The organism is Vulcaniibacterium gelatinicum, assembly GCF_008033445.1.
Taxonomy (GTDB): Bacteria; Pseudomonadota; Gammaproteobacteria; order Xanthomonadales; family Xanthomonadaceae; genus Vulcaniibacterium_B; species Vulcaniibacterium_B gelatinicum.
In genome coordinates this window covers 119,755-133,016 of sequence record NZ_VNKO01000004.1, presented here as the reverse complement: position 1 = coordinate 133,016, position 13,262 = coordinate 119,755, and the positions used below count along the sequence as shown (strand labels likewise).

General features: G+C 69.3%; 14 protein-coding genes and 1 tRNA gene. All 15 read left to right on the top strand.

Going from position 1 to position 13,262, the window contains the following annotated elements; all coding sequences use genetic code 11:
* The first annotated feature begins 20 nt into the window (after window positions 1-20).
* Window positions 21-776 (top strand): triose-phosphate isomerase, encoded by a 756-nt coding sequence (gene tpiA, locus FPV26_RS04025; RefSeq protein ID WP_147652428.1) that lies wholly within the window; start codon window positions 21-23, stop codon window positions 774-776.
* 16 nt (window positions 777-792) lie between these two features.
* Window positions 793-1,245 (top strand): preprotein translocase subunit SecG, encoded by a 453-nt coding sequence (gene secG, locus FPV26_RS04020; protein ID WP_147652427.1) that lies wholly within the window; start codon window positions 793-795, stop codon window positions 1,243-1,245.
* A gap of 48 nt (window positions 1,246-1,293) precedes the next feature.
* Window positions 1,294-1,378: transfer RNA gene (locus FPV26_RS04015), tRNA-Leu, on the top strand.
* A gap of 95 nt (window positions 1,379-1,473) precedes the next feature.
* Window positions 1,474-1,830, top strand: coding sequence for an NADH-quinone oxidoreductase subunit A (locus FPV26_RS04010; RefSeq protein WP_147652426.1), 357 nt, complete (start codon window positions 1,474-1,476; stop codon window positions 1,828-1,830).
* Window positions 1,821-2,414 carry a NuoB/complex I 20 kDa subunit family protein gene (locus tag FPV26_RS04005; RefSeq protein WP_147652425.1) on the top strand — a complete coding sequence of 198 codons (594 nt, stop codon included), beginning with the start codon at window positions 1,821-1,823 and terminating at the stop codon, window positions 2,412-2,414. The genes FPV26_RS04010 and FPV26_RS04005 overlap by 10 nt, the downstream gene beginning before the upstream one ends.
* Entirely contained in the window at window positions 2,411-3,169 is a 759-nt protein-coding gene (locus FPV26_RS04000) for an NADH-quinone oxidoreductase subunit C (protein WP_147652424.1), read from the top strand. The genes FPV26_RS04005 and FPV26_RS04000 overlap by 4 nt, the downstream gene beginning before the upstream one ends.
* A complete protein-coding gene (locus tag FPV26_RS03995) occupies window positions 3,166-4,470 on the top strand; it encodes an NADH-quinone oxidoreductase subunit D (protein WP_147652423.1) in 1,305 nt (434 codons plus the stop codon). The genes FPV26_RS04000 and FPV26_RS03995 overlap by 4 nt, the downstream gene beginning before the upstream one ends.
* Entirely contained in the window at window positions 4,467-4,994 is a 528-nt protein-coding gene (nuoE, locus tag FPV26_RS03990; protein WP_147652422.1) for an NADH-quinone oxidoreductase subunit NuoE, read from the top strand. Before FPV26_RS03995 ends, nuoE begins: the two co-directional genes overlap by 4 nt.
* A 10-nt stretch (window positions 4,995-5,004) precedes the next feature.
* The gene (nuoF, locus tag FPV26_RS03985; protein ID WP_147652421.1) at window positions 5,005-6,366 is read left to right on the top strand and encodes an NADH-quinone oxidoreductase subunit NuoF; all 1,362 of its coding nucleotides are present in this window, start codon (window positions 5,005-5,007) and stop codon (window positions 6,364-6,366) included.
* Window positions 6,363-8,582, top strand: a complete 2,220-nt coding sequence (gene nuoG, locus FPV26_RS03980) for an NADH-quinone oxidoreductase subunit NuoG (protein WP_147652420.1) — start codon at window positions 6,363-6,365, stop codon at window positions 8,580-8,582. The genes nuoF and nuoG overlap by 4 nt, the downstream gene beginning before the upstream one ends.
* A complete protein-coding gene (nuoH, locus tag FPV26_RS03975) occupies window positions 8,579-9,631 on the top strand; it encodes an NADH-quinone oxidoreductase subunit NuoH (protein ID WP_147652419.1) in 1,053 nt (350 codons plus the stop codon). The genes nuoG and nuoH overlap by 4 nt, the downstream gene beginning before the upstream one ends.
* A gap of 7 nt (window positions 9,632-9,638) precedes the next feature.
* Window positions 9,639-10,127, top strand: coding sequence for an NADH-quinone oxidoreductase subunit NuoI (gene nuoI / locus FPV26_RS03970; protein ID WP_147652418.1), 489 nt, complete (start codon window positions 9,639-9,641; stop codon window positions 10,125-10,127).
* Between the two features lie 10 nt (window positions 10,128-10,137).
* Entirely contained in the window at window positions 10,138-10,788 is a 651-nt protein-coding gene (locus FPV26_RS03965) for an NADH-quinone oxidoreductase subunit J (protein ID WP_147652417.1), read from the top strand.
* Window positions 10,788-11,099, top strand: coding sequence for an NADH-quinone oxidoreductase subunit NuoK (gene nuoK / locus FPV26_RS03960; RefSeq protein WP_425473050.1), 312 nt, complete (start codon window positions 10,788-10,790; stop codon window positions 11,097-11,099). Before FPV26_RS03965 ends, nuoK begins: the two co-directional genes overlap by 1 nt.
* A gap of 4 nt (window positions 11,100-11,103) precedes the next feature.
* The gene (nuoL, locus tag FPV26_RS03955) at window positions 11,104-13,224 is read left to right on the top strand and encodes an NADH-quinone oxidoreductase subunit L (RefSeq protein WP_147652416.1); all 2,121 of its coding nucleotides are present in this window, start codon (window positions 11,104-11,106) and stop codon (window positions 13,222-13,224) included.
* Window positions 13,225-13,262: the final 38 nt, after the last annotated feature.

Below are 13,262 nucleotides of genomic sequence, written 5' to 3'. Positions count from 1 at the left end.
CCCCCACGGAGTCGAAACGGATGCGCCGCAGGATCGTCGCCGGTAACTGGAAGCTGCATGGCTCGCGCCGCTTCGCCGAGCAACTGCTCGACGAGGTGGTGGCGGTCGAACCGCCGCCCGGGGTCGAGCGCATCATCCTCCCGCCGCTGCCGTTCCTGGGCGAGCTGGTCGAGCGCTACGGCCGGCGCGGGCTGCAGTTCGGCGCCCAGGACGTCAGCGCCAACCGCCAGGGCGCCTTCACCGGCGAGGTCTCGGCGGCCATGTTGGTGGACGTGGGCGCGCGCTACGGCCTGGTCGGCCACTCCGAGCGCCGCCAGTACCACGGCGAGAGCAGCGAGCTGGTCGCGATCAAGTTCGAGGTGGCCAAGGAGGCCGGCCTGACCCCGATCCTGTGCGTCGGGGAATCCCTGCACGAGCGCGAGGCCGGCCAGACCGAGTGGCGGATCGAAGAGCAGCTGGCCCCGATCTTCGAGCGCCTGGGCGACCGGGCCTTCGAGGGTGCGATCGTGGCCTACGAGCCGGTCTGGGCCATCGGCACCGGCCGCAACGCCACCCCGGAGCAGGCCCAGGCCGTCCACGCCTTCATTCGTGGCGAGATCGGGGCCCGGGATGCTACGATTGCGGGCTCGCTGCCGATCCTCTACGGGGGCAGCGTGAAGCCCGACAACGCCGCCGCGCTGTTCTCGCAGCCCGACGTGGACGGCGGGCTGGTGGGCGGCGCCTCGCTCGTCGCCCGGGATTTCCTGGCCATCGTCGCGGCTGCCGCGCGGGCCTGACCGAAGAGCAGTCCAGATGCTGTTGATCATCCTCAACGTGGTGTACGTGCTCGTCGCGATCGCGATGGTCGCGCTGATCCTGATGCAGCGTGGCGCGGGCGCGCAGGCCGGTTCCGGCTTCGGCGCCGGCGCTTCGGCGACCGTGTTCGGCGCGCGCGGCGCGGGCAACTTCCTGTCCAAGAGCACCAAGTGGCTCGCGATCGTGTTCTTCGCGATCAGCCTGTTCATGGCCTGGTACGCCACGCACCGCGCCACCGCGCCGGCGCCGGCAGCCCAGGATCTCGGCGTGATGGGCCAGGCGCCCGCTGCGCCGGCGCCTGCCGTGCCTGCGGCGCCGGCCGCGACCGTGCCGTCGGCCGCGCCGGTTCCGGAAGCGGCGGCTCCCGCCGCGCCTGCCGCCGGCCAGCAGCCGGAGCAGCCGCCGTCGCAGCCGCAGCAATCGCCGCAGACGCCTACGCAGGGCGGCTGATCCGGCTTACAATACGCAACTCCGCGGCGCTTCTTTCGCGGAACCATTGCCCAGGTGGCGGAATTGGTAGACGCACTACCTTGAGGTGGTAGCGACGAAAGTCGTGGGGGTTCGAGTCCCCCCTTGGGCACCAATCCCTCCGGAACGCGGCGTGCAGCGCGCGCCGCGTTCATGGCGCGACAACGCCGAGCCAAGCCGCGGCGACGCGGCATAGCCGAGAGAACGCAAGTGCTGGCCGAATACCTGCCGTCCCTGCTGTTCCTGATCGTCGCAACGGGGATCGGCGTCGCGCTGATCCTCATCGGCAACGTCCTCGGGCCCAAGCGCCCCAGTGCCGAGAAGCTCTCGCCGTACGAATGCGGCTTCAACGCGTTCGAGGACGCGCGCATGCAGTTCGACGTGCGCTACTACCTCATCGCGATCCTGTTCATCGTCTTCGACCTCGAGATCGCCTTCGTCTTCCCGTGGGCGCTGGTGTTCCGCGAGCTCGGCATCTTCGGCCTGATCGAGATGGGCGTGTTCCTCGGCCTGCTCCTGATCGGCTTCGTGTACGTCTGGAAGAAGGGTGCGCTCGAATGGGAGTGATTCAGACCGTCTCGGGCCTGATGCACAACCCGCTGCCGGAAGGGCGGGTGGACGACATCCTGCGTCCCGAGGGCGACAACCCGCTGCTCGAGCACGGCTTCGTCACCACCAGCCTGGACGCGCTGTGGAACTGGGCGCGCACCGGCTCGATGTGGCCGATGACCTTCGGCCTGGCCTGCTGCGCGGTGGAGATGATGCACGCCGGCGCGGCGCGCCTCGACCTTGACCGCTACGGTGTGGTGTTCCGTCCCTCGCCGCGCCAGTCGGACGTGATGATCGTGGCCGGCACCCTGGTCAACAAGATGGCGCCGGCGCTGCGCAAGGTCTACGACCAGATGCCCGACCCGAAGTGGGTGATCTCGATGGGCAGTTGCGCCAACGGCGGCGGCTACTACCACTACTCGTACGCGGTGGTGCGCGGCTGCGACCGGGTCGTGCCGGTGGACATCTACGTGCCCGGCTGCCCGCCCACCGCCGAGGCGCTGGTGTACGGCATCCTGCAGCTGCAGAAGAAGATCCGCCGCACTGCGCAGAACCCGTTCACCGGCAAGGCGCGCGAGACCGCGGGAGGCGCTGCCGCATGAGCGAGACCGCTACCGCCTTCGCCGCGCGCCTGCGCGCACGTTTCGCCGACGGCGAAGTCCAGGTCGCCGAGCCGCGCGGCGAGGTCACCCTGGTGGTGCCGGCCGCGCAGTGGCGCGGGGCCTGCCACGCATTGCGCGACGAGTTCGGCTTCGAGCAGCTCACCGACCTGTGCGGCGTGGACTACCTCGGTTACGGCTGCGACGAGTGGGACACCGATGTGTCCTCCGAGGGGTTCTCGCGCGGCGTGGAGGGCAAGGGCCCGGGCCGCTTCGCCTGGGGCCAGCGCCCGACCGCGCAGGCCGAGCAGGGCGAGGCGCCGATCGAGAAGCCCGCGCGCCGCTTCGCCGTGGTCGCGCACCTGCTGTCGCTGCAGCACAATCGCCGCCTGCGCGTGCGCTGCTTCGCCGAGAACGACGAACTGCCGGTGGTGGATTCGGTCACCGGCGTGTGGCCCGGTGCCAACTGGTTCGAGCGCGAGGCGTTCGACCTGTTCGGCATCGTGTTCGAGGGGCATCCGGACCTGCGCCGGATCCTGACCGACTACGGCTTCGTCGGCCATCCGTTCCGCAAGGACTTCCCGCTGATCGGCAACGTCGAGGTGCGCTACGACCCCGAGAAGCAGCGCGTGGTGTACGAACCGGTGACCTCGGTCGAGCCGCGCGTCGGCGTGCCGCGCGTGATCCGCGACGATGCCCGCTACCGGACTGCCGCCGGCGAGCGCGCCGATTCGAGGCAGGCGGAGGTGAAGAAGTGAGCGCCCGGCTGCAGAAGGATGCGGTGGTGAACACGTCCGGCCTGAACAACGCCGAGATCCGCAACTACACCCTGAACTTCGGCCCGCAGCATCCGGCCGCGCACGGCGTGCTGCGCCTGATCCTGGAGATGGACGGCGAGGTCGTGCAGCGCGCCGACCCGCACGTGGGCCTGCTCCACCGCGGCACCGAGAAGCTCGCCGAGAGCAAGCCGTTCAACCAGTCCATCGGCTACATGGACCGGCTGGATTACGTCTCGATGATGTGCAACGAGCACGCCTACGTGCGCGCCATCGAGACCCTGCTCGGGATCGAGGCGCCCGAGCGCGCGCAGTGGATCCGCACGATGTTCGACGAGATCACGCGGATCCTGAACCACCTGATGTGGGTGGGCTCCAACGCGCTCGACCTGGGCGCGATGGCGGTGTTCCTGTACGCGTTCCGCGAGCGCGAGGAACTGATGGACGTGTACGAGGCGGTGAGCGGCGCGCGCATGCACGCGGCCTACTACCGCCCGGGCGGCGTGTACCGGGACCTCCCTGACCGCATGCCGCAGTACCGCGAGTCGCCCTGGCTGAAGGGGAAGAAGCTCAAGCGCTTCAACGAGTGGCGCGAGGGCTCCATGCTCGACTTCCTCGAGCGCTTCACCGAGGACTTCCCGCGGCGCGTGGACGAGTACGAGACGCTGCTGACCGACAACCGGATCTGGAAGCAGCGCACCGTCGGCATCGGCGTGGTCTCGCCCGAGCAGGCGCTGGCCTGGGGCATGACCGGCCCGATGCTGCGCGGCTCCGGCATCGCCTGGGACCTGCGCAAGAAGCAGCCGTACGCCAAGTACGCCGAGGTGGACTTCGACATCCCGGTCGGCGCCAACGGCGACTGCTACGACCGTTACCTGGTGCGCATCGCCGAGATGCGCCAGTCCAACCGCATCATCCGCCAGTGCGTGGAGTGGCTAAAGGCCAATCCGGGCCCGGTGATGGTGGACAACTACAAGGTCGCGCCTCCCTCCCGCGAGGAGATGAAGGACGACATGGAAGCGCTGATCCACCACTTCAAGCTGTTCTCCGAGGGCTACTGCGTGCCGGCCGGCGAGACCTACGCCGCGGTCGAGGCGCCTAAGGGCGAGTTCGGCTGCTACCTGGTCAGCGACGGCGCCAACAAGCCGTTCCGCGTCAAGCTGCGCGCGCCCGGCTTTGCCCACCTGTCGTCCATGGATGCGATCGTCAAGGGCCACATGCTGGCCGACGTGGTGGCGATGATCGGGACCTATGACGTCGTCTTCGGCGAGATCGACCGATGAAAGCAACCGGCAACTTCGAGGCCTGCCGCAACGTGGATCCGATGGTGGTGCTGTCGGAGAAGACGCGCGCGCACATCGACCACTGGCTGACCAAGTTCCCGCCGGACCGGAAGCGTTCGGCGGTGCTGCAGGGCCTGCACGCGGCGCAGGAGCAGAACGGCGGCTGGCTCACCGACGAACTGATCGCGGCGGTGGCCAGGTACCTGGACCTCCCGCCGGTGTGGGCCTACGAGGTCGCCACCTTCTACTCGATGTTCGAGACCCGGCCGGTCGGGCGCCACAACGTGGCCTTCTGCACCAACATCAGCTGCTGGCTCAACGGCGCCGAGGAACTGGTCGCGCACGCCGAGAAGAAGCTCGGCTGCAAGCTGGGCGAGTCCACCGCCGACGGCCGCATCTACCTCAAGCGCGAGGAGGAGTGCCTGGCCGCGTGCTGCGGCGCGCCGATGATGGTGATCGACGGGCATTACCACGAGAAGCTCACGGTCGAGAAGGTGGACGAACTTCTCGACGGGCTGGAGTGAGGCGGACGCCATGGCGCACCACGATTATTCGCAGCCGACGGGCCCCGTCGGCCCGGCTCCGCAGGAGCACAACGTCGTCTACACGACGCTGCATTTCGACCGGCCCTGGGCCTACGAGAACTACCTCAAGGTCGGCGGCTACAGCGCGCTGCGCAGGATCCTGACCGAGAAGATCCCGCCCGAGCAGGTCATCGAGTGGGTCAAGCAGTCGGGCCTGCGCGGCCGCGGCGGCGCGGGCTTCCCGACCGGCCTGAAGTGGAGCTTCATGCCCAAGGGCAACGTCGGCCAGAAGTACATCCTGTGCAACTCGGACGAGTCCGAGCCGGGCACGTGCAAGGACCGCGACATCCTGCGCTACAACCCGCATTCGGTGATCGAGGGCATGGCCATCGCCTGCTACGCCACCGGCGCCACCGTGGCCTACAACTACATGCGCGGCGAGTTCCATCACGAGCCGTTCGAGCGCATGGAGCAGGCCCTGAAGGAGGCCTACGCGCACGGCTGGCTCGGCAACGACGTCCTGGGCAGCGGGGTGGACATCCACATCCACAACGCGCTCGGCGCCGGCGCCTACATCTGCGGCGAGGAAACCGCGCTGATGGAGTCGCTGGAGGGCAAGAAGGGCCAGCCGCGCTACAAGCCGCCGTTCCCGGCCAACTTCGGCCTGTACGGCCGCCCGACCACGATCAACAACACCGAGACCTACGCCTCGGTGCCGGCGATCGTGCGCAACGGCCCGGAGTGGTTCCTCAACCTCGGCAAGCCGAACAACGGCGGGCCGAAGGTGTTCTCCGTCTCCGGCCACGTGAACCGGCCGGGCAACTACGAGATCCGCCTCGGCACGCCGTTCTCCGAGCTGCTGCAGATGGCCGGGGGCGTGCGCAACGGCCACCGGCTCAAGGGGGTGATCCCGGGCGGCTCCTCGATGCCGGTGCTGCCGGGCGAGGTGATGATGGGCTGCACGATGGACTACGACTCGATCCAGAAGGCCGGCTCCGGCCTCGGCTCGGGCGCGGTGATCGTGATGGACGAGACCACCTGCATGGTCCGCGCCTGCCAGCGCATCGCGCGTTTCTACTTCAAGGAAAGCTGCGGCCAGTGCACGCCGTGCCGCGAGGGCACCGGCTGGATGTACCGCATGCTGACCCGCATCGTCGAGAAGCAGGCCACGCTCGACGACCTGCACATGCTGCGCGCCGCGGCCGGCCAGATCGAGGGCCACACCATCTGCGCCTTCGGCGAGGCCGCCGCGTGGCCGGTGCAGGGCTTCCTGCGCCACTTCTGGGACGAATTCGAGTACGCGATCGTGAACAAGCGGTTCCTGGTGGACGACCAGCGCGCCGGCACCGTGGCAGGAAAGGTGGCCGCATGAGCGCGCAGCCGGTGAATCCGAACCTCCCGCCCGACCACGTCACCGTCTTCATTGACGGCGTCGAGCTGGCCGCGCCCAAGGGCTCGATGATCATCCAGGCCGCCGACAAGGCCGGCATCCCGATCCCGCGCTTCTGCTACCACGACAAGCTGAGCGTGGCGGCGAACTGCCGCATGTGCCTGGTCGAGGTGGAGAAGATGCCGAAGCCGGCGCCGGCCTGCGCCACGCCGGTGATGGACGGCATGCGCGTGCAGACGCGCAGCGACAAGGCGCTGAAGTCGCAGCGCAACGTGATGGAGTTCCTGCTGATCAACCATCCGCTCGACTGCCCGATCTGCGACCAGGGCGGCGAGTGCGAGCTGCAGGACCTCTCGCTTGGTTACGGCCGCTCGGTCAGCCGTTTCGCCGAGCGCAAGCGCGTGGTCCCGGACGAGGACCTCGGCCCGCTGGTCGCCACCGAGATGACCCGCTGCATCCAGTGCACGCGCTGCGTGCGCTTCACCGCGGAGATCGCCGGCACCTACGAGCTCGGCGGCATGATGCGCGGCGAGAACCTGCAGATCGGCACCTACGACGGCAAGCCGCTGACCACCGAGCTGTCCGGCAACGTCATTGACGTGTGCCCGGTGGGCGCGCTGACCAACAAGGTGTTCCAGTTCCGCGCGCGGCCGTGGGAGCTGATCGCGCGCGAGTCGCTGGGCTACCACGACGCGCTGGGCTCGAACCTGTTCCTGCACGTCCGCCGCGGCGAGGTGCTGCGCACCGTCCCGCGCGACAACGAGGACGTCAACGAGTGCTGGCTGTCCGACCGCGACCGCTACTCGCACCAGGGCCTGTACGCCGAGGACCGCGCGCAGCGGCCGATGGTGCGCGAGGACGGCCAGTGGCGCGAGGCGAGCTGGGAGGAGGCGCTGGCCAAGGCCGCCAAGATCCTGCGCGACCACGCCGGCGACGCCCTCGGCGTGCTGGTGCACCCGGCCGCCACCAACGAGGAGGGCGCGCTGCTGGCGCGCCTGGCCGAGGGCCTGGGCTGCGGCAACCTCGACCACCGCATTTCCCAGCTCGACCTGTCCGACGCCGCCGTGGCCGAGCCGTTCGCGGTGCCGGTGGCCGCGGTCGAGCAGGCCGACGCGATCGTGATCGTCGGTTCCAACCTGCGCCACGAAGTGCCGCTGCTGCACCAGCGCGTGCGCAAGGCGTTCCGCCGCGGCGCCCGGGTGCATGTGGTCAATCCGGTGGACTTCGAGTTCGCCTTCGACGTCGCGTCGAAGCGGATCGTGCCGCCGTCGCGGCTGGCCGAGGCGCTGGCCTCGGTGGACCTGGCCGGCGCCACCCGCGCGGTGCTGATCGTGGGCGGGGTGGCCGAGAACGGCCCGCACGCCGCCGCGATCCGCGCCGCCGCGCGCGCCTTCGCCGCCCGCACCGGCGCTGCGCTGTGCCGCATCCCGCAGGGCGCCAATGCGGTCGGCCTGGCCCGCCAGGGCGTGCTGCCGGCCGCGCGCGACGCACGCGCGATGCTGGCCCAGCCGCGCGGCGCCTACCTGCTGTACGGCATCGAGCCCGGGCTCGATTTCGGCGACGCGGCGCTGGCGATGCAGGCCCTGGGCCAGGCGCAGGTGGTGGCGTTCAGTCACTACGCCTGCGACTCGACCCGGCGCGTGGCCGACGTGATCCTGCCGATCGGCCTGCTGCCCGAGGTGGATGGCAGCCTGACCAATCTCGACGGCCGCACCCAGGCCGCGGTCGCCGGCGGCAAGCTCCCCGGCGAGGCTCGCGCCGGCTGGCGCGTGCTGCGCGCGCTCGGCGCCGAGCTCGGCCTGCCGGGCTTCGACTTCGCCGACTTCGACGGCGCGCGCGCCGCGCTCGCCGAGCGCATGGTGCGCGTGGCGGCCTCGGCCGCCCCGGCTGCCGCCGGCGCCGGCCTGGAGGTCGCCGCCTCGCAGGCGATCTACCGCAGCGACGCCGTGGTGCGCCGCGCCGCCGCGCTGCAGGCCCATCCGCTCACCGTCGGCCCGCGCCTGGTGCTGCATCCGGACGACGCCGCGCGCCTCGGCCTGCGCGCCGGGGCGATGGCGAAGGCGGCCAATGCGGCGGGCACGGCCGCGCTGCCGGTCGAGGTCAGCGACAAGGTCGCGGCCGGCTGCGTCTGGATCGAATCCGGCTACGGCGCCACCGCGCCGCTGCCGGCCGGCCACCTGGAGGTACGCCCGGCATGATCTTCGACCCGTTCCGCGACTGGCTGCTCTCGTTCGGTCCCGCCGGCGTGATCGCCTGGATCGTGCTCAAGATCCTGGCCGTGGCCGTGCCGGTGATCCTGGCGGTCGCCTTCTACGTGGTGTGGGAGCGCAAGCTGATCGGCTGGATGCACGTGCGCCACGGGCCGATGTACGTCGGCCGCGGCGTGCTGCAGGCCTTCGCCGACGTGTTCAAGCTGCTGTTCAAGGAAGTGGTGCAGCCGACCGTGGCGCACCCGTTCCTGTACCGCATCGCGCCGCTGCTGGCGCTGGCGCCGGCGTTCGCCGCCTGGGCAGTGGTGCCGTTCGACGCCAAGGTGGCGCTGTCCAACGCCAATGCCGGCCTGCTGTACCTGCTGGCGATGACCTCGATGGGCGTGTACGGCATCGTGCTTGCCGGCTGGGCCTCGAACTCCAAGTACGCCTTCCTCGGCGCGATCCGTGCCGCGGCGCAGGTGGTGAGCTACGAGATCGCGATGGGCTTCGCCCTGGTCGGCGTGCTGATCGCGGCCGGCAGCCTGAACCTGACCGAGATCGTGATGGCGCAGTCCGGCGACGGCGGCTTCACCGAATGGTTCATGTGGCCGCTGCTGCCGCTGTTCGTGGTCTATTTCATCTCCGGCGTGGCCGAGACCAACCGCGCCCCGTTCGACGTGGTCGAGGGCGAGTCGGAGATCGTGGCCGGCCACATGGTCGAGTACTCCGGCTCGCAGTTCGCGCTGTTCTTCCTGGCCGAGTACGCGAACATGATCCTGGTCAGCTTCCTGACCTCGATCTTCTTCCTCGGCGGCTGGCTGAGCCCGTTCCACGGCTGGGGCATCCCGCTGCTGTCGGCGGACGGCTGGTGGTGGCTGTTCGCAAAGGTGTTCTTCTTCGCCAGCGCCTTCATCTGGTTCCGCGCTTCGTTCCCGCGCTACCGCTACGACCAGATCATGCGCCTGGGCTGGAAGGTGTTCATCCCGATCACCCTGGCCTGGATCTGCGTCGCCGCGCTGCTGGCGTACTTCAACGTGTTCACGCCGGGGCAGTGAGTCCGACATGAGCCGCATCGTCGCCTACTTCAAGAGCCTGCTGCTGCTCGAGCTCGCGCAGGGACTTTGGCTCACGCTGAAGTACCTGTTCCGGCCGAAGTACACCCTGATGTACCCGATGGAGAAGTTCCCGCAGTCGCCGCGCTTCCGCGGCCTGCACGCGCTGCGCCGCTACCCGAACGGGGAGGAGCGCTGCATCGCCTGCAAGCTGTGCGAGGCGGTGTGCCCGGCGCTGGCGATCACCATCGACTCGGCGCCGCGCGCGGACGGCACCCGCCGCACCACGCGCTACGACATCGACCTGTTCAAGTGCATCTTCTGCGGGTTCTGCGAGGAGTCGTGCCCCGTGGACTCGATCGTGGAGACGCACATCCACGAGTACCACTTCGACCGCCGCGGCCAGAACATCGTCACCAAGCAGCAGCTGCTGGCGATCGGCGACCGCTTCGAGGCCGAGATCGCCGCGCGCCGCGCGGCGGACGCGCCGTACCGCTGACGGGGGCTCCATGGATTTCGCCTTGCTCGCCTTCTACGCCTTCTCCGCCGTGGCCGTGGCCTCGGCGATCGGCGTGATCAGCATCCGCAACCCGGTGTACGCCGTCCTGCTGCTGGTGCTGACCTTCTTCTCCGTGGCCTGCACCTGGATCCTGGCCGGCGCCGAGTTCCTCGGCATCGCCCTGGTGCTGGTGTACGTGGGCGCGGTGATGGTGCTGTTCCTGTTCGTGGTCATGATGCTGGACATTGACGTGGCCCCGCTGCGCGAGGGCTTCGTGCGCTACCTGCCGCTCGGCTTGCTGGTGGCGGTGGTGATGCTGGCCGAGATCCTGACCCTGATCGGGATCGGCGCCCACGTGCAGACCGGGTTCCCGGCCAACGCCGCCGCCGGCGCCGAGGTGCCCAACACCGTGTGGCTGGCGCGCGCGCTGTTCACCGACTTCCTGCTGCCGTTCGAGGTGGCCGCGGTGATCCTGACCGTGGCCGTGGTCGCGGCGGTGATGCTGACCTTGCGCCGGCGCGTGGGCGTCAAGCACCAGGATCCGTCCGCGCAGAGCCGGGTGCGCGCGCAGGACCGCCTGCGCATGGTGTCCATGCCGGCCGAGCGCCCGGCCCCGGCCGCGCCGCAGACGGAAACCGCCAACGAGGAGGTGCGCCCGTGATCGGACAGCTCGCCCTGGGCCATTACCTGGCGCTCGGCGCCGCGCTGTTCTGCATCAGCGTCGCCGGCCTGTTCCTCAACCGCAAGAACGTGATCGTGCTGCTGATGTCGCTGGAGCTGATGCTGCTGGCGGTGAACATCAATTTCGTCGCGTTCTCGCGCCAGTTCGGCGACGCCGCCGGCCAGGTGTTCGTGTTCTTCATCCTGACCGTGGCCGCGGCCGAGGCCGCGATCGGGCTGGCGATCCTGGTCACGCTGTTCCGCAACCGGCGCACGATCAACGTCGCCGAAATCGACACGCTGAAGGGTTGAGCCGATGCCGGGCGTCGAACACGCAATCTCAAAGACCGTCCTGATCTGGGTGGTGCTGGCGCCGCTGCTCGGCGCGATCGTGGCCGGCCTGTTCGGCCGCCGCATCGGCCGCGCCGGCGCGCACACGGTGACCATCGCCGGCGTGGCGACGAGCTGCGCGCTGTCGGTGTACGTGCTGTGGCAGCTGGTCGGGCAGGGCGCGCCGCCGTTCAACGAGAACGTGTACACCTGGTTCCAGGTCGGCGGGCTGCAGGCCCACGTCGGCTTCATGGTGGACAAGCTGACCGCGATGATGATGGTCGTGGTCACGTTCGTGTCGCTGCTCGTGCATGTCTACACGATCGGCTACATGCACGACGACCCGGGCTACCAGCGCTTCTTCAGCTACATCTCGCTGTTCACCTTCTCCATGCTCATGCTGGTCATGAGCAACAACTTCATGCAGCTGTTCTTCGGCTGGGAGGCGGTGGGCCTGGTTTCGTACCTGCTGATCGGCTTCTGGTACAAGCGCCCGAGCGCGATCTTCGCCAACCTCAAGGCGTTCCTGGTCAACCGCGTCGGCGACTTCGGCTTCCTGCTCGGCATCGCGGCGGTGCTGTACTGGTTCGGCACCCTCGACTACGCCACCGTGTTCGCCAACGCCGCGCCGGTGCTGAACGACGCGGTGGTCAGCATCGTCCCCGGCCAGACCTGGCAGGTGGCGACGCTGATCTGCGTGTGCCTGTTCATCGGCGCGATGGGCAAGTCGGCGCAGGTGCCGCTGCACGTGTGGCTGCCGGATTCGATGGAAGGCCCGACCCCGATCTCGGCGCTGATCCACGCCGCGACGATGGTGACCGCCGGCATCTTCATGGTCGCGCGCATGTCGCCGCTGTTCGAGCTGAGCGAGACCGCGCTGAACTTCGTCCTGTTCACCGGCGCCACCACCGCGTTCTTCACCGGCCTGATCGGCATCGTCCAGAACGACATCAAGCGGGTGGTGGCGTACTCGACCCTGTCCCAGCTCGGCTACATGACCGTGGCCCTGGGCGTGTCGGCGTACTCGGCGGCGGTGTACCACCTGATGACCCACGCCTTCTTCAAGGCGCTGCTGTTCCTGTCGGCGGGGTCGGTGATCATCGGCATGCACCACGAGCAGGACATGCGCTACATGGGCGGCCTGCGCAAGTACATGCCGATCACCTACATCACCTGCCTGGTCGGCACCCTGGCGCTGGTGGGCACGCCGTTCCTGAGCGGCTTCTACTCCAAGGACACGATCATCGAGGCCGCCGCGCACCACGCGCACCAGGCCGACAACTGGGTCGCGGTCTACGGCTACTGGGCGGTGCTGCTGGGCGCGTTCGTGACCTCCTTCTACAGCTTCCGCCTGCTGTACCTGACCTTCCACGGCAAGGAGCGCTTCCACGAGAAGCACGAAGCCGACTACGTGATGCCCGAGGCCGACTCGTCCGAGCACGAGCAGGCGCTCGCGCACGAGCACGAGGCGGCCGACGACCACGGCCACGGCCATGCGCACGTGCCGCACGAGTCGCCGTGGGTGGTGACGCTGCCGCTGATCCTGCTGGCGATCCCGTCCGTGGCGGTCGGCTTCCTCACCGTCGGGCCGATGCTGTTCGGCACCGACGTGCTCGGGCACGAGAAGGTGCTGCCGTTCTTCCTCGGCGCGATCGAGGTGCTGCCGCAGCACGACACCATCGCCGAGCTGGCCAAGGAGTTCCACGGCCCGGTGGCGTTCGCGCTGCACGGCTTCCAGGCGCCGGCGTTCTGGCTGGCGCTGGCCGGCTTCGCCCTGGCCACGGTGATGTACCTGTGGAAGCCGGAGCTGCCGGCCAAGGCCGCGCGCGCGCTCGCCTGGCCGGTGCGCGTGCTGCAGAACAAGTACGGCTTCGACGACCTGTGGATCGGCGGCTTCGCCGGCGCCGGCCTGGTGCTGGGCAAGCTCTCGCGCTGGACCGACAGCCGCCTGATCGACGGCGTGGTCGTCAACGGCAGCGCCCGGGTGGTGGATTTCGTCGCCGGCATCGTGCGCCGGATCCAGACCGGGCACCTGTACCACTACGCCTTCGCCATGATCCTGGGCCTGATCGCGCTGCTCGCGGTGCTGGTCAGGTTGTGGACCTGAGCCTGCCGCCCCTTCTGACGGAACCGATCGCGTGCAGA